Raw genomic sequence first — 22,234 nt, 5'->3', positions numbered from 1 at the left:
TTAATGGCCTGTGGCTTCACCTGCACCACTGGGTATTCTAATATTTTCTACAATTTCTTGAACATCTTCAGGTGGCTCTGGGGTAAATTGTAAAACAATTATTGCTACAATAAAGTTAGCAATCATAGCGATACTACCAAACCCTTCTGGCGAAATACCGAACCACCAATCTGACGGAGTTCCGCCACCAAACCAACCGAATTTAAACTTGGTCATATAGAACAGCATTAGAACGATGCCGACTACCATACCGCTGATAGCTCCTTCTTTATTCATTTTTTTATAAAAGATACCGAGAACAATTGCGGGGAAGAAGGAGGCTGCTGCCAAACCGAATGCCAGCGCTACTACTGCTGCTACAAACCCAGGCGGATTTATGCCAAAATAACCTGCAATAACTACGGCAACTGTTGCTGCGCCTCTAGCCACCCATAATTCTGCTTTGTCTGAAATATTCGGTTTAAATACTTTCTTTACCAAATCATGAGAAACTGATGCGGATATTACTAGTAATAGACCTGCTGCTGTTGAAAGCGCTGCCGCTAAACCACCAGCTGCTACCAAGGCAATTACCCAAGCTGGTAAATCTGCAATTTCAGGATTTGCCAATACCATAATATCATTATCTATGGTTAATTCATTTTTGGTCTTATCAGCGACATATTGAATTTTGCCATCTTCATTTTTGTCATCAAAAGATAGCAATCCCGTTTCTTCCCAATTTTTAAACCAAACCGGCATGCTAGAATATTCTTCGTTACTAACGGTATTAATAAGATTGGTCTTTGCAAATACAGAAACCGCTGGTGCCGTAGTGTATAGAATAGCGATAAGCAACAATGCTAATCCGGCAGATTTACGAGCATCTTTTACTTTTTTAACGGTAAAGAATCGAACGATTACATGGGGTAATCCTGCGGTGCCGACCATTAAAGCTAAAGTGATGGCAAAAATATCTGTTACAGATTTAGAGCCGTCGGTATATTCATTGAATCCGAGTTCAGTTGATAATCCGTCTAACTTATCTAATAAGAATGCACCAGAGCCGTCATTTAAAGTTGATCCCATACCTAATTGAGGAATAGGGTTTCCGGTCATTTGAATAGATATGAAGATAGCAGGAACCATAAAAGCAAAAATCAGGACACAGTACTGAGCTACTTGTGTATAGGTGATGCCTTTCATTCCGCCTAGAACAGCATAAAAAAGCACGATAATCATACCTATAATCACACCTGTGTCAATATCTACTTGAAGAAATCTTGAGAATACCACGCCAACACCTCGCATTTGCCCTGCTACATAAGTAAATGATACGATTAATGCACAAATTACGGCCACAATACGTGCTGTTTTTGAATAGTATCTATCACCTATAAAATCAGGAACGGTGAACTTGCCAAATTTTCTTAGATACGGAGCTAGTAGTAACGCCAGTAATACATAGCCACCGGTCCAACCCATTAGGTATACTGAGCCGTCATAACCAGCGAAGGAAATGATCCCTGCCATTGAAATGAAAGATGCGGCAGACATCCAATCAGCTGCAGTTGCCATTCCGTTTGCAAGGGGTGAAACTCCGCCACCGGCAACATAAAAGTCCTTTGTGGATCCTGCTCTTGAATAAATAGCGATTCCTATATAAAGGGCAAAGGTGAGTCCTACTAAAATATACGTCCAGGTTTGAACACTCATAATGTGGTTTTTTGGTGGTTGATGGTTGTGCTATTATTCGTTGTAGCCGTATTTTTTATCCAACTTGTTCATGAGTCTTACATAAACAAAAATCAGCACTACAAATACATAAATGGATCCCTGTTGCGCAAACCAAAAGCCTAATTTAAAACCTCCGATTTTAATAGTGTCTAAAGCTTCTTTAAATAGAATGCCTGCCCCAAAGGATACAACGAACCAAATAGCCAATAAAATGAATAGGTACCTAACATTTTCTTTCCAGTAAGCCGATGCTTTCTTTTGTTTTTCTGACATGTCTATTTCGGTTTTTATGAATTGAATAGCCTTGAGTTTATCACAGGATATCAAATAAAAATTAGTGTGCTTCAGCGATAAAATGCTGAGTCTTTAAATCTCGATTATGGAGTAAATTAGGTAAAAAACTTTAATTGGGTATGAACAATACTCCGCTTGAAGAATCTTTTTTTGCTCCGGTAACAGATGAGAGCACATTTGTTAATTGCGCTACCCTTAATACCCCCATTAAAGCAAATACCAATGCTTCTTTAAATTCTATGATTATTTTTTCTGGTACGACTACTTTTGTTTTGTCGCCCAATTTTTGCTGTAAAGTTTCTATTAAAAATGAATTTAATGCGCCACCACCTGTAACCAGCAATTGCTGCTTGTTATGTTTAAAATTTAGATTGATTTGTTGCGCTACTTTACCGCAGATATGATGAATACCTGTGTGAAGTAAATTCTCGATGGTGTCATCGGTATCTTCAACTATAGGAACCACTTCTTCTAAAAACCATTCATAGCCAATTGATTTTGGATGCGGTAATAGGTAATATTTTAGATTGTTTAATTGCGCTAACATTTTGGTGTTAATCTTACCCGAACGTGCTAGTTTACCATCTTCGTCATATTCTAAATCAACTTTTCTGGTGATATAGTTTAGAATCATATTTGCCAAACCGATATCATATGCTATTCTCTTATCCTTTACTTCAAAAGACACATTGCTGATGCCGCCAAGATTTAGGCAATAATCATATTCATTGAAAAACATGCGGTCACCTATAGGTACTAGTGGAGCACCTTGTCCGCCAAGTGCTAAATCGTTTGTTCTGAAATCTGCAATTACTTTAATGCCTGTAGCGTTTGCCAAGTGTTGCCCTGAACCTACTTGATAAGTAAGACCCATTTCTGGTCGGTGATGGGTGGTATGACCGTGACTAGCGATGTAATCTACTTCTAACTTGTTCTCGTTTATAAATATTGAGGTTTGCTCACCTAGGTAAGTACCGTAAGTGTTATGTAATTCAATAAGTTTTTCTGCGGATAGACTAATAGCATCTTTAAGGGTATTCAACATCTCTGATGAATACTTGACACTTTTAGTTTCTTTTATATCAAACTCCCAAGCCCCATTTTTCTCCCAAATATGGCAATAGGCTAAATCAAGACCATCTAATGATGTGCCCGACATAAGACCGATAATTTTATATATTTTCATTTGCGATTAATTGGGGTTTCTTTTTTATTTGATAATAATAGATGATTGCTAGTACTAAAATTAATTCGGTGAGTAGGGAAAAAATAGAGCCTTCGAAGCCAAATTGACCTCCATTAATTTTATTGTTTTCAGGAACCGTAAATTCAATAATACTATAAATATCTTGCCCACTAACATTGAAGCCTAGTAATGACTGAAAGAGATTCCAGCTAAAATGGAATGCTATTGGGTACCATAAGTTTTTTGTATACATATAAGAAGCGCCCAATGCCATACCGGCCAAGAAAAGCCCAAGTAAACTAAACAAGCTTATATTGGGGTTGGCGCCATGCATTAAGGCGAAAAGTGCAGAAGCAACTATTAATGCAACATATTTGTTAAATGAGAGCATTAGGTTTTTTTGAATATACCCTCTAAACAATACTTCTTCTAAAATTGCTACTAGTATAAATAACAATGCGGTTAAAAACAATTCTTGAAAATTAAAATTGAATTTCGAGAATACAATCTCTTTTGAAGCTGCTAAACCAAAATAGGCAATGGTCATAATTGTTAACCCGAGTAATGTGCCAATCGCAATATCCTTTTTTCTGTTTTTTATTTGAAGTCCTACTTCTATAAACTTTTCGTCATCTACAAATTTCATAAATAGCCAAATGAGTAGAAATGTGCCGAAGAAAGAAAAGGCCGTCATAATTACATATTGTATGGTTGTTTCTTGGTAGTCTATATCGCCCATAGGTACGTCAGCTAGTAAAGCACCCGCAACTTGAAATAAACCTACTATTAGAAAGTAGGGTATTATGATTGCTAAAACTCTTAACCACCCATTATGATTCATATGCTTTTTTCAATATTAAATGGCAATTTACCTTTTGCTTCAATACTACCTAGAAAATGTTCGGTTGCCACATCTTGAAATTCTTTAAAGTTCTGATAAGCTATTACGGTAGCAGTTGTTTTTTCGGTACTGAAAAACTTTAATGCATACGGATTACCAAAGTGATACAGAACAACATTTTTAGTTGTTATCAGGTTGTTTATAAAATCAATTTCTTCATCAAAGAACCCGAATTTGTTGGTCGGTTTTATTTGTGGCGGAGTTAATAGAAGTAAGATTTCGGTTTCCTGTTCAACTTCTTTTTTCATTTCTAAGATATTATCTAAAATATCTTGCTTCGTTTGGTCGGTGCCAAATCGTTTTATGGTTAACGTAGAGAAATTTGTTGTTTTAAATGCTGCGATATCTGCGGCAGTACCATGATGTAAAGTCAGTGAGTTCTCTGCTATCTTTCTGTTTAAAGAACTTGGGTCGGTCAGTTCAAGAGTTGAATCTTCTTTTGTAGTCGCTTTTTCTTTCAGCTGCCAAATGCGTTCAATGCTTTTGTTAATCTGAGCTTCAGTGGCATTTTTTAAGATAAGCTGAATACCTTCTTCTATATGTTCGGCAAAACATAATACATCATTACCAGCGTCAAAAGCCAACCATTCTAATTCTCCCTTTACTGGATAATGTTTTGATACGGCATGCATATTTAACGCATCTGAAATAACCATACCGTCAAAGCCCATTTCCGTACGAAGTATTCCGGTAATAATATCTTTATTGATACTTGAAGGTAGACTAGCATTTTTGGTTAGCGCAGGAACGGATAAATGACCCACCATAACCGAATCTACACCTTCATCTATTAATTTTTGAAAAGGATACAATTCATTTTCAATAAGTTCTTCTTTCGATTTATCTATAACTGGTAAACCCAAATGCGAATCTGTAGCGGTGTCTCCGTGACCAGGAAAATGTTTAATGCTCGTAAGTACACCTTCACTTTGAGTACCTTTTACAAATGCAGTTGCCATCGTAACTACATTACTCTTGTCATCACCAAAAGAACGATACCCAATTACGGGATTATTCGGGTTGATGTTGACATCTACCACAGGCGAAAGATTCCAATGAATACCGGCAGCTTTGCAATCTTTGGCAATTTGCTTGCCAACTTCAAAAACTAAGGGTTCATTATCAATATTTGCACCGAGAGTAATAGCGTATGGATACTGCGGAGTATTCTCAATTCGCATAGCCAAACCCCATTCGGCATCAATAGAAATCAATAGGGGGTATGTTGCTGCTTTTTGATATCTCTTGATGAGGCTTTTTAAAGTGTCAAAACTATTTTCGTTTACCACTACTTTCTTCTTGCCTTCAAAATTGGTCGCAGCACTTGCTTTTGAATGGAAGAAACAGAGTCCACCAACATGGTGCTCAGAAATCAGTTTTTCCAATTGCTGAATTTCTTCTTCAGTATCATTTATAAAAGCTGCGGGCATAAAAAGCTGTCCGACTTTCTCGGTTAACGAGAGCTTTTCTATGGCTTCTTTTGTAGGTATCATATTATTCATTGGGTGCTGTTGTTTTTTTACCGAAATCTGCCGGATAAGAAATGAATTTTAATAAGAATAGTGCTGGTAAGGCTGCGATAACTACCCAAACGAAAAAGCCGTCATACCCAAGCCACTGCTGAATATAACCACTAACCATACCTGGTAGCATCATGCCCAGCGCCATAAAACCCGTGGCAATGGCATAGTGTGATGTTTTAGACTTGCCATCGGCTATGTAAATGAGGTACATTAAAAAGGCGGCGAAGCCAAACCCATATCCAAATTTTTCAAAGATTACAGTTGCCGTTACTGCATAAATATTAGTCGTATTTGTGATTGCCAATACAGCATATAAGATGTTAGGTAGGTTTAATGAAAGTACCATAGGTAGCATCCATTTTTTTAATCCATCCCGAGAAATTAAAACACCTCCTAAAATTCCGCCTATAGAAAGAAAAATAACTCCAGCTGTACCGAAAATGGTTCCTAACTGTTCTGTTGAATATCCTAATCCGCCTTTATCGGGAGAGTCCAATAAAAACGGAGATGTCATTTTTACCAATTGCGATTCACCTAAACGGTAGCATAGTATAAACGCTAACGCAATGCCGATGCCTGGTTTTTGGAAAAAAGTAGTAAATACCTCTAAGAACCCAGCAGGTTTTTCTTTGTCCTCTATATTTTCAGATTCATATTTCGGAGTAACAAAGAAGTTGGCAACTGTCATAATCAACATTAAAAATGCTGCTGCCGACATGGTTACGCTCCAGGCTTTGGTGTTGTCACCATATTTGTTTTCTAAAAATCCTGCTAAGACAACAATTAACCCTTCACCGGTTACCATCGCTAGTCTGTAAAAGGTACTTCGCATACCTACAAAGAAAGATTGTTTTTTTTCTGTCAAGCCCAACATATAATACCCATCTGAGGCAATGTCATTTGTAGCAGATGCAAAAGCTGCCATCCAAAAACAGGCTAATGATGATATGAAAAACATATTGGTTGGTAAAGTCAAACCAACGCCTAATAACGAAATTGCAATTAATAGTTGCATGGCTAAAAACCATTTACGCTTGGTGCTTTTAAGATCTACAAACGGACTCCATAATGGTTTCAAAACCCATGGTAGATATAATAAACTGGTATATAGTCCAATGTCTTCGTTGCTGACACCTAATTTTTTGTACATAATTACCGAAACGGTAACTACCAAAACATACGGCAACCCTTGTGTGAAATATAAAACCGGAACCCATGCCCAGGCGCCTTTATCTTTTTGAATCATTTTTAGGACTGTTCTTTAGGTTGATGACTGTTGGTTTCGTTTCTGCGCCATAAAAATCAATAAAGCTGATACTGTAAAATGATTTACGGTAATCTGATTTTGATATGCGAATGGAATTTGAATTCGGTTTTACTAAATTTTTTGAGAGTAATTTCTTAATAGAATATTCCTCTTTTACTTTTCTGCCAGCCTTATATAGAAGTGCGTAACGCAAGCCTCTTAAATCGTCGTATTCTAGAATAACTTCATCATCAACAAAAGTAACATCTAAAAGTTTAGGTGTCATTGAAATATGATTTTTTGCCAACGAAGAAACAGGATTCAAAGCGGGTAACTTGTAATATTTCTTGTGAATATATTCAACAACGTCATCATTGTTACTCATTAGAGATTTGGCGCTGAACATGATGTTACCCTGAATTTCAGGAATCTCTCGGGCAAGTTCTAGTTGGTTGGGAATCTCTTTAATATCGTCCCAGGCTTTATCGCTGTTGTTTCTAATTTTATACGGACCGTTACCTACATATAGGTTAGTGCCATAATTGTTTTTAGACCACCAGTCTACAATTTTTGTGTGAGACGCTACAGGTAAATCCATACTCCAATATATTTGAGGAGCTAGGTAGTCTATCCATCCTTTTTCCATCCAAAGTAGCGGATCTGCGTATAAATCTTCATAGGTAGTTTGCCCTGCTTTCGTATCGGAGCCCTTTGGGTCTGTCGAATTGTTTTTCCAAACTCCGAAGGGACTAATACCAAACTGTACCCAAGGCTTAATCGATTTTATAGTTTTATGAGATTGGCTTACGAGAGAATCTATATTACTACGTCGCCAATCATCAATAGTTTGATCTTTTTGTGCGTAGGTTTCAAATGCTAAAGAGTCATTAAAAACTGCATCTTTAATGGTGTAGGGATAAAAATAATCATCGAAATGAATGGCATCTACATCATATGTTGCAACTAATTCTGCAATGATATTAGAAAAATGCTTGCGCACCTCTGGTAGCCCGGGGTTGTAGTAGTTCTTTTTACCATAATGCACAATCCATTCTGGGTGTGTGCAGTAGTCATGTGTTTCAGAAAGTACTTCGAAATTTTCATCGAAAGTTGCTCTGTACGGATTCAGCCATGCGTGAAACTCCATGCCACGTTGGTGCGCTTCATTAATCATCCAATCAAGAACATCTGTATTCCATTTTGGTGCTGTGCCTTCTTTGCCTGTTAAAAATCGGGAATATGGTGCATAGTCAGATTTATAAAAGGCATCTCCCGCCGCTCGAACCTGAACGATAACAGCATTGTAATTCTCCTTTTCGTAAAAATCTAGAATTTTAAGGTAGTCCGCTTTTTGTTTCTCAGAAGTATCATTGCCATTTTTTGGCCAGTCGATATTGACGACTGTAGCAATCCATACACCTCTAAATTCTCTCTTTGGGTATTTTTCATACGATTGAAAAACTCCGCAAGAATTAAGAAGTAAAAGTAGAAGGGTGAGTAGTGTTAGTTGTTTTGTCATAAATGTAAAAAAGGCCCATTTTAAAACTAAAAATAGGCCTTTTAATTCAATTTAGTTGTTAGTTGAATTTATGTCTTACAAAGGCTTCCATAGCTGCGTATGATGATAAGCCCATTGCTTTGTATTTATTAGCGGTATCGCGGTTTCTTTCCTCAGCACGCATCCAGAATTCTCTAGAGTCGTCACCTTGAAACATTACTCCGTCTTTTTGAGACTGGTGACAGAAAATAGCATATCGCTTTTTCAATACTTGCCCCGGACTCATCGGTACTGCCATTTCAATTTCGTTAATATCCCACTCATGCCAAGCACCTCTGTATAACCAAACCCAACAATCTTTCATAAAAGGTTCTGATTTCAATTCTTCGCATGCTGCAAATACAGCATCTAAACAAACCTTGTGTGTACCGTGCGGATCGGCTAAATCGCCAGCGGCATAAATTTGATGAGGTTTTATCTGTTTAATAATATCTACAACAATCTTAATATCTTCTTCAGATAAGTTTTTCTTCTTAATAGTACCTGTTTCATAAAACGGAAGATCTAAAAAATGTACGTTTTTATCATCAAGCCCCATATACCTGGTTGCTGCATAAGATTCTCCTCTTCTTATTTTTCCCTTTAAATTTCTAACTTCTGGAGCATCAATTCGAGTTTCGTTTTTATCTGCTATAGACTTAATAATATTTTTAGCCTCATCAGACGGATTAATTTGCATGGCTATTTCAGCATATTTTCTAGCATCGGTATCTGAAACCGCAATGTTGCCGGAAGTTTGATATACAATATGTACATCATGACCTTGCTCCACTAATCTATCAAAAGTGCCGCCCATAGAGATAACATCATCATCAGGATGCGGACTAAATATGATTACACGTTTTTTGGCAGGAGTAGCACGTTCTGGTCTGTGGGTATCATCAGCATTTGGTTTTCCCCCTGGCCAACCGGTAATGGTATGTTGTAATTTATTGAACATTTCAATATTCAGATCATAAGAATCATCTAAGGCTAGAAGATCGGCCATACCGTTATCATTATAGTCTTTGTCGGTTAAACTTAAAATAGTTTTACCTGTAGTTTCACAAAGCCAAACCATGGCTTTTGCCTTTAACTCTTCGTTCCATTCGCAAGAATCTACTAACCAAGGTGTTTTATTTCTAGTTAATTGGCTACCTGCACCAGTATCTAAAACAAAAGTACAATTGTCATGTTCTTGTAAGTAGGTTGCTGGTACGTGTGATGAAATATCGCCTTCAATGGTCTTTTTTATAATACCCGCTTTGTTTTCACCCCAGCCCAATAAAACAATTCTCTTGGCTTTTCGTACTGTAGCAATCCCCATGGTAATTGCTTTTCTAGGTACATTGGCTATTCCTAAAAAAGAAGGTGCTGCATCTACGCGAGTTATATGGTCTAAAGTAATTACCCGTGTTCCAGAATTAAAATGTGATCCTGGCTCATTAAAACCAACATGCCCAGTTCTACCAATACCCAGTAATTGAAAGTCTAAACCGCCATGCTCTTTTATTTTGCGATCATAGCTTAAGCAGTATGCCGTGGTCTCTTCATTACTTACCGTACCATCAGGTATGTGAATATTCTTTTCAGGTATATCTACATGATTAAAAAGATGTTCATGCATGAAGTAGAAATAACTCTGTATGTTATTCGGCTCCATTGGTAAGTATTCATCTAAGTTGAAGGTGATAACATTTTTGAAGCTCAAACCTTCTTCTTTGTGCATGCGAACCAGTTCTTCATAAACTCTTATTGGTGAAGAACCAGTTGCTAAACCTAAAACGCAATTTCTCTTTTGCCCTTGTCTTTTTTTTATCAAAGCAGCAATTTCATGAGCTACTACTATTGAAGCTTCATTGGAGTCTTCGAAAATGACATTATGTATTTTTTCGAATCGTGTTTCTTCAAACTGACCTATAGGCTTGTGAGAGATGTCGGTCTTAGAATTTTTAACGGTTGTTTTCATGAGGTAGTGGTAGATTTTTGGATTTTTAAATCATGCAAATATATGCGTTATTTTGAATATTTGCAGTTTTGTGCAATAAATTATGCTGTATTTTGCTGTTAATTTATCTTTAAATTCTGTTTACATTATATTAACGTCATAAAACAGCATGTGTTAAAAATCCCTATCTTTGTATCATTCACAAGTAAAAAAGGTGCTTTTAAATGTTAAAAGAAGAACGTCAACAGACTATTTTAAGTGAGGTTGACCTACACAATAGAATACTTATAACTGATATAGCCGAGGCTTTAGACGTGTCTATAGATACTATTAGACGTGACGTCAAAGAACTTGATGCAGAGAATAAACTGCGTAAAGTTCATGGTGGTGCAATCTCTATGGGTTACATGACCAATAGTGCGAGAAATACCAATATATATAAGATAGAAGATAAAGCAGCAATTGCTTTAAAGGCAGTTAGTATGTTGCGAGATGGTGCGGTTATTTTTTTAGATGGTGGTACTACCTGTATGGAACTTGCCAGAATTATACCTGAGAATCTAAACCTTACTTGTTTTACGATCAGTTTACCGGTAGCTATGGAATTGTCTCATAAGGCGAATATTAATGTAATTTCTATTGGTGGGCAAATTTCTAAGGAAGCACAGATTGCTATAGGCGCAAATGCCATTCACCATATTTCTGAAATACGATTCGATTATAGTTTTATAGGAACAGGATATGTTGATGCTACCTACGGATTAACAGAATTTGATTGGGATATTGTACAAATCAAAAAAGCGGTGATTAAAGCTTCAAAGAAGACTGTGCTTTTATCCATTTCAGAAAAACTAAATTCTCAACACAGATATAAAACGTGCGATATTAATTCTATTAATACGATGATTACAGAATTAAAGCCTGATGATACATTGTTAAAGGCTTTTAGAAACCACGATATAAAAATTTTATAATTATATGGATTACAAAAAAATTACTGAGACTCCGTCGAACCACGATAATTTAGAGTTGATGGATACCACTACTATTCTTCAAAAAATGAATGAGGAAGATAAGAAGATTGCCGATGCCGTAGAAAAAACGATTCCGCAGGTAACGAAACTTGTAGATGCCTTAACAGAAAGATTTAATAAAGGAGGAAGGTTGTTTTATATCGGTGCTGGTACCAGTGGCAGATTGGGTATTTTAGATGCTTCTGAAATTCCACCAACTTTTGGTATGCCGCATGAGCGTGTAGTTGGTTTAATCGCTGGTGGTGATACTGCCATTAGAAAAGCCGTTGAAAATGCAGAAGATGCAACTAAGCAAGCATGGGTAGATTTGAAAGCTCATGATATTAATGCGAATGACGTAGTTGTAGGTATAGCTGCTTCTGGTAGTACACCATATGTAATTGGTGGTTTGGAAGATGCCAAAAAAAACGGCATCCTCACAGCAGCAATTACCAACAATCCTGGTGCACCGATTGCTAGAATTGCAGATATTCCTATTGAAATAAATGTAGGTCCAGAATTTCTTACTGGTAGTACTAGAATGAAAAGTGGTACGTCTCAAAAACTGGTATTAAATATGATATCTACTGCTTTAATGATTAAAATAGGTAGAGTTAAAGGGAATAAGATGGTAAACATGCAATTGAGTAATGATAAGTTAGTTGATCGCGGAACTCGTTATATTATGGAAGGGCTGAATATTGAATACGCCGCAGCTGAAGCATTGTTGAAAGAACATGGTTCTGTAAAGCTTGCAATTGATGCCGGTAGGGGATAAGTAGCTTTTCTAATTTTTATGTTAGCATAAAAAAGGTCTGTAATCATATTTGATTACAGACCTTTTTTGATTTTGTAAGCTTACTATCATGCTACTTTTTCGGAATTAGTTTATAGATACCTTTTCCTTCAACGGCTACATAGATGAATCCATCGGGACCTTGTTTTACGGCACGTATTCTACCTAAACCGTCCATTAATTTTTCACGCGTGGTTACTTTGTTTCCATCCATTACTAATCTTTGTAAATATTGAAAAGCTAAAGACCCTACTAAAAGACTCCCTTTCCAATTTTTGTATTTATCGGTTGTTATAAACTCCATTCCGCTAGGGGCAATAGATGGTACCCAATAGTGAATGGGTTGCTCCATTCCGCTCATTTCTGTTTTATCGGTAATTGGGGTGCCGCCATAATTGATACCGTAGGTAACTAAAGGCCATCCGTAGTTAGCACCTTTTTTAATAATATTTATTTCATCACCACCTCTTGGTCCGTGTTCGTTATCCCAAATTTCTCCTGTTATTGGGTGCTTTATCAATCCTTGCGGATTTCTGTGTCCGTAACTGTAAATTGCAGTCTTCGCGCCTTTTTCGTTTATGAACGGATTGTCTTTCGGTATGCGCCCATCGTCATGTAAACGGTAAATTTTACCACCATCTCTTTTAATATCTTGCGGGTTAATATCTCTATCGCCACGTTCACCGATAGAAAAGTAGATATATCCGTCATTGTCGAAAGCAATTCTAGATCCAAAATGTTGTCCTTTTGTAGTGTTAGGTACTGCCTTGTATAGTATTTGAGTTTCAGTCAAAGAATTGTTCTTTAATTTTGCCCTCATTAATGCGGTATGTCCACCCTTTTCATCTCCTTCCGTTGATGCATAAGTGAGGTAGATCCATCCGTTTTCTTTGTACTTCGGGTGAAGAGCAATATCCAATAATCCGCCTTGACCTCGATTATATACTTCAGGAATATTGCTAATCATTGTTTTTTTTCCATTGACAAAATGAATCAATTCCCCTTCTTTTTCGGTGATTAAAATACTATTATCAGGAAGGAAGGTAAACCCCCATGGAATCTGTACCTCATCGACGAACAGCTCAGTTGTGAATACAGACTCTTTTGGTGTAGTTACTTTGTTATCAGTGTTTTGGGCACACGAAAAATTTAGCGATACAACGAATAAAAGATTGATTATAATACTATTTTTCATATACAAGCGTTAGAATTATGTTATAGAACACATGATTATTTAAAAGATAAAATATAAGTATAAAAATTACACCAAAGAACTAATTAGATCCCAAATCAACTTTGTTCTTAAAAACGAATCTTAACCTATGCTTCCAAAACAACAGCGGTATGCGCTGTATGTACTTCTTCTGATTGTTCTTTCAGTAATTGGTACTACGGCTCTAGCCAACTCTAAAGTAACTACTTTATACGAAGAGGTGGCTCATGTAATCGAAAAGGCTGTTTCGGTTTCTACCAACAATCACACGACATTAGAAAATAAAGTTTCGCCTAAGTCTAGCTTAGCGGCTCTGGTAATGTTTTCTACACCAATAGTAGGTGCAGACAATACGGTAACTTGTAATGATAATGGGTTTACAATTGCTCGGTTTAATTTATGTGGTGATTTTGACGATCGTATCATAAGTTTAACTGGTGGTCCTTATAGCTCAGTTTCATGGCAGGTACTGGGTGGTTCTTGTTCTGCAGATGTAAATGTTGAATGTCCTAACACGACAGATACTTGTTATACCGAAGTCGGAACAGGACAAACATTTAGTTTAGATGCCAGTTCAATACCGGCTACTTCAGGTGCTGAATATAAAGTGGAAGTAAATGGACAACCATATTACTTTAAAGTAAAGAAAAGTACTATTACCCAAACATATGTAAAACAAGATTATATATGTGGTGTTGATGGTAGAATACAGATTACCAATTTATCTAGTGCCTATGAATTTAGTATTAATGGTGGTACTTCTTGGCAAGGTGCTATATTTTCTAATCTAACACCGGGTACTTATAATATACTAGCTAGATTAAAAAATACGGCAAATACTTGTGAATACCCTTATGAGCCTATTGTTATAGAGGAAAGGGAAATTGAGATTTCTGCCACTTTTGTAGATGCATTATGTAGCGGAGATACCGGTAGTATTACCGTTACTGCTTCTAATGTTCCTGGTCCTTATAAATACACTTTGTTAAACTCTAGTGGTGTAGCCCAAGAGTTTACTGCTTATATAGCAACAAACCCTTATACGTTTTCTGCGGTAGGTTTTGGTACATATACCGTACAGGTAGAAACACAACAATGTACAGGAGATCCTTTAAACGGAATTACCGCTCCAAGACAAGATGTAGATACTAGCGGAAACCCTTTAACTATTGGTGCTGGAGCTTCGGCTTTAGATGCCTCAACTGAAGTTAATAGTAGTTTTGGTTGTTCAGATATCTCTAGTGTAGATATTACTTTAAACACAACAGGAGGTTCAGCACCTTATACATTTACAGTTAATGGTGGCACTGTTCAACCTGCATTTGGAGATGCGACTACAGATTCTGGTACAACTACATATACAGTATCATCTGCAGGAACTTATGACTTTGTAATTACCGATAGTAATGGTTGTATTATAAATGCTTCTTCTGATGTTGAAGATTTATTGCCGCCAGATGTTACAGTTGCAGGTATTGATGGTACGTGTAGTAACGGTGGGGCAAAATTAGAGTTTACTATAAATAATGGTAGAGGTTATAATATTTCTTATAGAGAAAGTGCTTCTGACGCTTGGGTAAGCACACCACAAATTTCAGTAGCTGCGGGTACTTATAATGATATTGAAGTAAGATACCAACAAGGTGCATTCGAATGTACTTTAGATTTACCTTCTGTAACGGTTGATACTGTTGGCTCATTAACAGGTAGTGCAACTAAAATTTCTGATGTTACTTGTACAGGAGCAGGAACTACTGGCGGACAAATTGATTTTGTTGGTCCGTTTTCTGGTGGATCTGGTAGTGGATATGTTTTTAGTATTGATGGGGTCAATTTCTCTGCAATAACTTCTTATACCGATTTAGCTGCGGGTACCTATACCCCAATTATTAAAGATGCAGGTGGTTGTCGTTTAGATCTTACTGCAATTGACATTTTAGATGTTGATCCACCTACAAATTTAGATTTTGCACAAAGTAATGTTAGTTGTGCTGCTGGTACATCTGATGTTCAGTTGACTCCAACAAGCAACGCTGCAATCAATAGATATGAAATTATTAGTCCCGCTTATTTTGATAATGGTAATAATGATACGTTTATAGGTTTACTAACAACTCAAGCATATATTTTTCAAATAACAGATGTTAACGGTTGTTCATATACTGAAGGATTTAGACCTGTAGTGATAAGTTCTATTCGTGCTCGTGTAAAATCAGGAGGAGATTTAAGAGTTTGTAATGGAGCTACCGATGGTACAGGAACATTTATTATTGACGGATTTGCGAATAACTATACATATGATATTAACGGAGGCTTGTTTACAGGCGGACCACAAAGCACTAATGAAGTAGTTTTACCATTATCAGGTGCAGGTACGTATACAATTACAGTTACTGATGCTGATACTGGTTGTACTGATACAACTTCTTTTGATATTCAAGATGCTCCTGTTTTAGATTTGGCAACAAGTACGGTTACCGATATGAGCTGTGCAAATGGAAATTTAGGTGCTGTTAGAGCAAATGCAACTGGTGGTTGGGGTACATTCAGATATACCTTAACACAGCCAGTAGGACCACAAATTGGTCCAAAATCAGGAAGTACGTTTAGTAATCTTTCTGCAGCGGGAACATATACTTTAACTGTTGAAGATGCTGAAGGTTGTACAGATACGTTTTCGTTCGATTTAAATCCTATTGATGCTCCAAGCATTTCTTTGGACGGACCATCTTCTGATTTCTGTTTTGTAGCAGGTACTGGTGCTACTGTAGCGGTTACTTCTACTGCGGGTACTGCGCTAATTGGTACACATCAATATAGAATAAATGGAGGTACACTTCAACCAACTGCAACTTTTGCGGGACTTTCGCCTGGTAATTATACGATTGAAGTTGTTGATGGTAATGACTGTTCAGATAGTCTTCCAATTACTATCGCACCTCAGTTAAGAGTAAATACAAGTATTACGGCAGAAATACCTTGTGGTGGAGCTGATGGTACAATTAGAGTAAGTGTTAACGGTGGTTATACTTCTGGTGCTGGAGCAAAACAATATGAAGTTAGTGCTGATGGAGGAGCTACTTTTGGAGCAGCGGTTCCATTAACTACGAATACGTTTGATTATGATACAAATGTACCTGGAGATTATGTTTTCAGAATTACAGATAATAACACTACAAGTAGTGGTTGTGTAGCAGAGTCTGTTTCTATAACCTTAAATCCGCCTCAGAATATTGCAGCGGCTGCATACACGACAAGACCAGTAAGTTGTAGTTCAACAAACAATGGTTCAGTAACTATAACGCCAGATGCTACAAGCGGTGTACCACCGTACGAAGTTAACGTCAATGGAATGGGATGGGCTTCAGAAACGGTATACTCCAACTTAACGGTAGGTACGTATTCTTACTTGGTAAGAGATGCTAGAGGTTGTGAAACCCCAGCTGATACTTTTGATATTATATTAGATAATACACCACCGCCTGCAACTACAGTTTCTGAGATACAGGCAGTTTGTGGAGGTAGTGGACCAGTTAGTGGTGGTATTAATATTGATGCTGTAACCGATGGAACCCCTGATTATACAATTATAGTTGAGGACAATACAGGAGTAGAAATTACACGTGTAGAAAATCAAAATGCTTTTCCAATACAAATTTTTGATCCACTTTTAGTAACGGGAGATTATACGGTTATTACTATTGATGCTCATGGTTGTACGGATATCGATACTGTTTCTATTACTTCAAACGAAGTAGTAATTACACCAATACCGCCACCAGCACCAGCAGATTGTGATGATACGTCATTTACTTATGCTGTTACCGTAACTGGAGGTTCTGGTTCATATCAAATAAGATTAATAGATCAGCCAGGTTTTTATAACTTGAATGATACGCCAGCCGTAAACGATCATACGTTTAGTAATACTGCAGATGGTATTCAATACGGTGTTGCATATACAGTGGTTGTTTTAGACGTGGTAACAAATTGTACTTATGAGCAGGAAATTCCTCCTATAGATGCACCTTCGACTTTAGATGTTACGGCAACTTCAACACCTGGCGCATGTGATGTAAATAGAAATGGAGAAATAGCTTATGACATTATTGGTTATACCATTGGTGATGCTTTAAGAATTACATTAATAGATAATTCAGATGGCTCAAGTTTGATTCTTGAAAATTCTGTAATCACAACAACATTGCCTTATTCAGATACATATGCAGAATTACCGGGCAACTATCAAATATTGGTTGAAAATTTAACCGATACATGTACAGATGCCGCTCCGGTTACGATACTTCAAAATTTACCGGATATTGATATTTTACAGGAGGTACCTGCAAATTGTAATGCTTTTGGTCAAGTTACCGTACAGGGTAGAGGTGGTTCTGGGGGACCATATGATTTTGCTTTTATGGATAATGGCTTTGCACCAGCAGCTACAGATTGGACAACCGATACAACATTCTCTGCACCTGATGGTACCTATGATGTTTATGTAAGAGATGCAAGTGGTTGTACTTCATTTGATATTGCTACGATTATTTCTTTAGATCCAGATTTACCGGTACCAACATTTGCAGTAGTAAATCAATGTGATCCTACTTCAACTGCTTTTGATATTACAGTAAGAGTACCTAGTTCTGTAAACACGCCAAGATTTACTTTGGGTGGTGATGAGCAATTACCAACTGTAGTCGGTGCTTTTTGGGAGTATACATATATTGTAAGTAGTCCTGGTGATTATGTTGTAGATGTTGTAGATGCAAATGGTTGTACTAGTGAAGGTATTGCTACGGTTTACGATTTCTTATCGGCTACGGGTAGATTTTCAACAGATAGTACGTGTAATGATGCAGATGGAGAAATTACCATTTCAACAACTGGAGGTAGTGGAGATTTTACTTATGAGTTAACCGGTACAGATTATGCCTCTAGCGCAGTAGGACCGATAACACAAACTAATGATCCAATATTTACAGGATTAACGCCTGGTACTTACGAAGTATTAATTACGGATCGTATTGTGAATGATGGCGCTGGTTTCTGTGAAACAACGGTATCAAACATTATTTTAAATCAAGCAGCACAACCGGCAATTGTTTCAGAAGAAGCAATTGATATTAGCTGTAGAGATGAAAATGATGGGTCTATTGAGATAGTAGTTGGTCCGGCAAATGGATTGGTGCCATTCACATCTCAAGATACTCCAATTACCTATATCCTAAATAACTTAACTACATCTTCTGAACAAGATAGAAATAATACTGGTGCATTTTCAGATTTGCCAGCCGGTGATTATCAAGTTCAGGTAGTGACGGCACGTAATTGTGAGGTGTTATCTGCTGTACATACCATTACAAATCCTGATGCATTTAGTATTTCTGCTAGTGCTGCAGATTTTGCATGTGAGCCAGGTGCAAATAGATATAGTTCAACGATTATTACAGTGACTGTTGATGATGCAGGTACTGTTGGTTCAGGATATCAGTACAGTATTACCGGTTTTGAGAATTATCAACCTGGTAATACATTTGAAATTATAGATGATGGTTCTGCTCAGGATATTACGGTGTATGCTATAGATGGTAATGGTTGTCAGACTACTTTTGATGTCCCAACTATTAATCCGCCAACAGATGTAGTTCCAACAATTATTGATGTGGATATTTTAAACTGTAGAGATGACGAACGTGTACGTATACAAGTTATAGGTACAACTGATTTTACCGTGAATACCGTTTCGGTTACTCCGGTAGCTGCAGTAACTAATACTTCTGGTAATAATTATGTAGATGTCTACTTATCTGATGTTGGTGATTATTTATTCGAAGTAACCGATAATACAGTGGGTTGTACATACCCAATGCCAGTGCATACGGTGAATACACCAATAGCACCAACGGTATTAATTAGCGAGGCTAAACCTGTTAGTTGTGCAGTACCTGGCGATGATGGTGCGTTATTCATAACTGTAGGTGATTATACAGGAGAGTATGAGGTGTTTGTTTATGAAGCAACAGATGTAACTAGAACGACACTTTTAGCTTCTCAAATTTTTAATACAACTAACTACCCTGATGTAAATGGATTTGAGGCTAGAATAGATAATTTACCAGGTGGTAACTTGATTGTTGATGTTGTTTCTGCAGATATTCCATTCTGTACTGGTACAAGTAATGTTACTAATATTAGAACTCCGAATGGAGAACTTCAAGTAACTGCAGAATCTATAGGCAATGTAAGTTGTACGAACGATACAGGTGAAATTATAGCTACCGGTACCGGTGGGTGGGATACTACTCCGTATGAGTACAGATTATTAATGAGTACAGATGGTGGTGCTACGTATACTACTGAAATTGCTGCATTCTCAAATAATAATGAATTTACAGGTTTGTCTTTCGGATTCTATGAAGTAGAAATTACTGATGTTGAAGGTTGTACAAATACGGTAGAAATAGAATTGGAAGAAGTACCACAAATTATAGCCGGTATTAGAGAACCACAAACACTAGATTGCCCTAATGGTAACAATGCAGTGCTTGAAGCTTATGATACTACAAGTGGTGACGCGATAACAGCTACTGCAGGTGCAAGTGGAGGTTTTGTTGGTGCAGGGTATAACTATACATTATTGTATTTAAGTGGTGATGATAATACAGCTGTTGTGTCTGAAAGTGGATTACAAAATACGCCTACTTTCATTGGTGATAGTGGCGGTTATATTAGCGCTGGTTGGTATGCAATAGAAGTATCTTCAAGTTTCGGATGTTCATTTGTAACTGATGCCTACTATGTTGATCCACCACCACCAATTCAACCTGTTTTGGTTCAAATAAGAGTACCTGGTTGTGGAGGAGATGGAGAAATAAGATTGACAGTAGAGAATCCTGATCCTTTATTTACCTATGAGTATTTAAGAGTTGAAAACGGAGTAACCATTGGTACTTATATTCCAATGACAGGTACTTCCTTTAACGCAACAGGTGTACAGGGTATTACATATCAATATGATGTAAGAAAGGTTAATGCATCGGGTGCTTGTCCGGCAATACGCTCTAATGGTATTACCATGACAGATGCTTCTGATCTTGAATTTTTACCAAACTCCCCAGTAGATCCTATTTCTTGTGCATCTGAATTAGATGGTAGAATAGAGTCATTTGCAAGTGGTGGTGTAGGTAATAACTTGTTTACATTATATATAGGGCAACCTACAGATGGTTTTAATATTGGAACAGCAACTATATTCAGAGGTCCACAATCGGAAGGTACTTTTGAGGGGCTTCCTGAAGGTACAGAATATTGGGTTGGTGTTACAAGCGGTTTAACTTGTGAGGCTATAGATGGTCCGTTTGAAATAGTTAGGCCTGATCCAATAATATTTGATGCTGTAGCAACTGATGTTACTTGTAATGGTGAAGAAGATGGGTCGATTTCTATTTCTGTAAGCGCAGGTGGCGTTGGCTTAATTCAATTTGCAATTGCACCTAATTTCAACGAATTCTTTAGTGATTCTGATAATCCAGGTACATATACTTTTGATGAGCTTGCGGCAGGTACTTATGAAATTTTAATAAAAGATGACAACGGTTGTTTTGAAAAAGATTTTATTACTGTAGAAGAGCCGGATCAGTTAGAGGTAATTAATATTGAGACTACAGATGAATTGTGTATTGGCGCTAATAATGGAACAGTGGTTTTTGATATAAGTGGTGGTACTCCTTTTGATGATGTTTTAGTAAATCCTACTCCGTATTTTGAGTATAAAATTGAAATGGTTGATCCAGTTGATGAAACAGGAACAGCAGTATTTGCACCTTATAACGGAGAAATAATTGAAGATTTACAGGGCGGTGCTTCGTATATAATTTACATACAAGATTCTAATTTTTGTACAGCATCAGAATTGTTTACTATAGATATAGGGGTAGATTTAACAGCAGAGCCTCAAGTACAATATGGTTGTGAAGGTATATTCCCTACAAGCACATCTACTATTCAGTTGGCTAATACCAACTTGTTGTCAGAATTAATGTTCGCACTTGATCCTATTGATCCTACTGATGCAATTACTGCAAATGCTACTGATCAATATGTTTGGGGAGATTTGCCTGCTGGCGATCACATCGTGTACATTTATCATGAGAATGGTTGTACCAATATGGTTGAATTTAGTATCGATGGATATGAGCCTTTAAGCTTGGTAGTAGATAAAACCGGACCTAACGAAGTTCTTGCGACTGCCGAAGGTGGTTACGGAGAATATGAATTCTTTTTCAACGGACAATCTTATGGTGAGGAAACTACATTTACAACCAATGAAAGCGGAATAGTGAATGTACGTGTAAGAGATGCAAGAGGTTGTGAACTAGAGTTGAGTGTACCGTTTGAATTTACGGGTATGTTAGAATTCCCTAATTTCTTTACTCCCGATGGAGATAACTTAAATGATATCTGGTCACCTAAGAATAGAGACCTTTTTGATGGCGTTGAGGTTAGAATTTATGACCGTTACGGTAGAGTAGTGGCTGTATTAGATGAAGTAAGTGGTTGGGACGGTACCTATGAAGGTAAAGAAGTGCCAACGGGAGATTATTGGTATGTAGTAAATGCCAATAGCGATTCGCTTAAGTATGTTGGTCACTTTACTTTATACAGATAATTAAAAGAGAGAACAAAAAAAAAGAGGATGCATTTTGCATCCTCTTTTTTTTTGTTTTAGAATGTATTGATTAAGTTTTTGAATTCTTATTCGTCTAACGTTTCGAACACAAATGGACCTAAAACCACTTTTACTTCAAAAGAGCTTGTTTTTAAGGTACATTTGATAGAAAATTTTGCATTCACAG

At 37.1% G+C, this 22,234-nt stretch carries 12 protein-coding genes; 3 read left to right on the top strand and 9 right to left on the bottom strand.

Annotation, left to right across the window (positions count from 1 at the left end):
• The 8 genes from ACJJVT_RS08990 to nagB form a co-directional block, all read right to left on the bottom strand.
• On the bottom strand, window positions 1-1,695 hold the full coding sequence (locus ACJJVT_RS08990) for a sodium:solute symporter family protein (protein ID WP_405398068.1): 1,695 nt from the start codon (window positions 1,693-1,695) through the stop codon (window positions 1-3).
• 33 nt (window positions 1,696-1,728) lie between these two features.
• Entirely contained in the window at window positions 1,729-1,989 is a 261-nt protein-coding gene (locus tag ACJJVT_RS08985; RefSeq protein ID WP_405398066.1) for a DUF4212 domain-containing protein, read from the bottom strand.
• Between the two features lie 130 nt (window positions 1,990-2,119).
• The gene (locus ACJJVT_RS08980) at window positions 2,120-3,196 is read right to left on the bottom strand and encodes an anhydro-N-acetylmuramic acid kinase (protein ID WP_405398064.1); all 1,077 of its coding nucleotides are present in this window, start codon (window positions 3,194-3,196) and stop codon (window positions 2,120-2,122) included.
• A complete protein-coding gene (locus ACJJVT_RS08975) occupies window positions 3,183-4,037 on the bottom strand; it encodes a CPBP family intramembrane glutamic endopeptidase (RefSeq protein ID WP_405398062.1) in 855 nt (284 codons plus the stop codon). The genes ACJJVT_RS08980 and ACJJVT_RS08975 overlap by 14 nt, the downstream gene beginning before the upstream one ends.
• Entirely contained in the window at window positions 4,034-5,599 is a 1,566-nt protein-coding gene (locus tag ACJJVT_RS08970; protein ID WP_405398060.1) for a glycoside hydrolase family 3 protein, read from the bottom strand. The genes ACJJVT_RS08975 and ACJJVT_RS08970 overlap by 4 nt, the downstream gene beginning before the upstream one ends.
• A complete protein-coding gene (locus ACJJVT_RS08965; protein WP_405398058.1) occupies window positions 5,592-6,866 on the bottom strand; it encodes an AmpG family muropeptide MFS transporter in 1,275 nt (424 codons plus the stop codon). Before ACJJVT_RS08965 ends, ACJJVT_RS08970 begins: the two co-directional genes overlap by 8 nt.
• Window positions 6,850-8,385, bottom strand: a complete 1,536-nt coding sequence (locus ACJJVT_RS08960; protein ID WP_405398056.1) for a glycoside hydrolase family 10 protein — start codon at window positions 8,383-8,385, stop codon at window positions 6,850-6,852. The genes ACJJVT_RS08965 and ACJJVT_RS08960 overlap by 17 nt, the downstream gene beginning before the upstream one ends.
• Before the next feature lie 58 nt (window positions 8,386-8,443).
• Window positions 8,444-10,372, bottom strand: a complete 1,929-nt coding sequence (gene nagB, locus ACJJVT_RS08955) for a glucosamine-6-phosphate deaminase (protein ID WP_405398054.1) — start codon at window positions 10,370-10,372, stop codon at window positions 8,444-8,446.
• Window positions 10,373-10,575: 203 nt separating this feature from the next.
• Between nagB and ACJJVT_RS08950 the strand changes: the two genes are divergently transcribed.
• Together ACJJVT_RS08950 and murQ are read left to right on the top strand one after the other, a co-directional pair.
• Entirely contained in the window at window positions 10,576-11,325 is a 750-nt protein-coding gene (locus ACJJVT_RS08950) for a DeoR/GlpR family DNA-binding transcription regulator (RefSeq protein WP_405398052.1), read from the top strand.
• 4 nt (window positions 11,326-11,329) lie between these two features.
• A complete protein-coding gene (gene murQ, locus ACJJVT_RS08945; protein ID WP_405398050.1) occupies window positions 11,330-12,142 on the top strand; it encodes an N-acetylmuramic acid 6-phosphate etherase in 813 nt (270 codons plus the stop codon).
• 91 nt (window positions 12,143-12,233) lie between these two features.
• On the opposite strand, the gene ACJJVT_RS08940 is transcribed toward murQ, so the two are convergent.
• A complete protein-coding gene (locus tag ACJJVT_RS08940) occupies window positions 12,234-13,355 on the bottom strand; it encodes a PQQ-dependent sugar dehydrogenase (RefSeq protein ID WP_405398048.1) in 1,122 nt (373 codons plus the stop codon).
• 127 nt (window positions 13,356-13,482) lie between these two features.
• On the opposite strand from ACJJVT_RS08940, the gene ACJJVT_RS08935 reads away from it, so the two are divergent.
• Entirely contained in the window at window positions 13,483-22,047 is an 8,565-nt protein-coding gene (locus ACJJVT_RS08935) for a T9SS type B sorting domain-containing protein (RefSeq protein WP_405398046.1), read from the top strand.
• Window positions 22,048-22,234: the final 187 nt, after the last annotated feature.

It is taken from the genome of Maribacter sp. Asnod2-G09, assembly GCF_045063795.1.
Classification (GTDB): Bacteria; Bacteroidota; Bacteroidia; order Flavobacteriales; family Flavobacteriaceae; genus Maribacter.
Note: the sequence above shows the minus strand (reverse complement) of the source record. Positions and strands in the feature narration are given on the sequence as shown.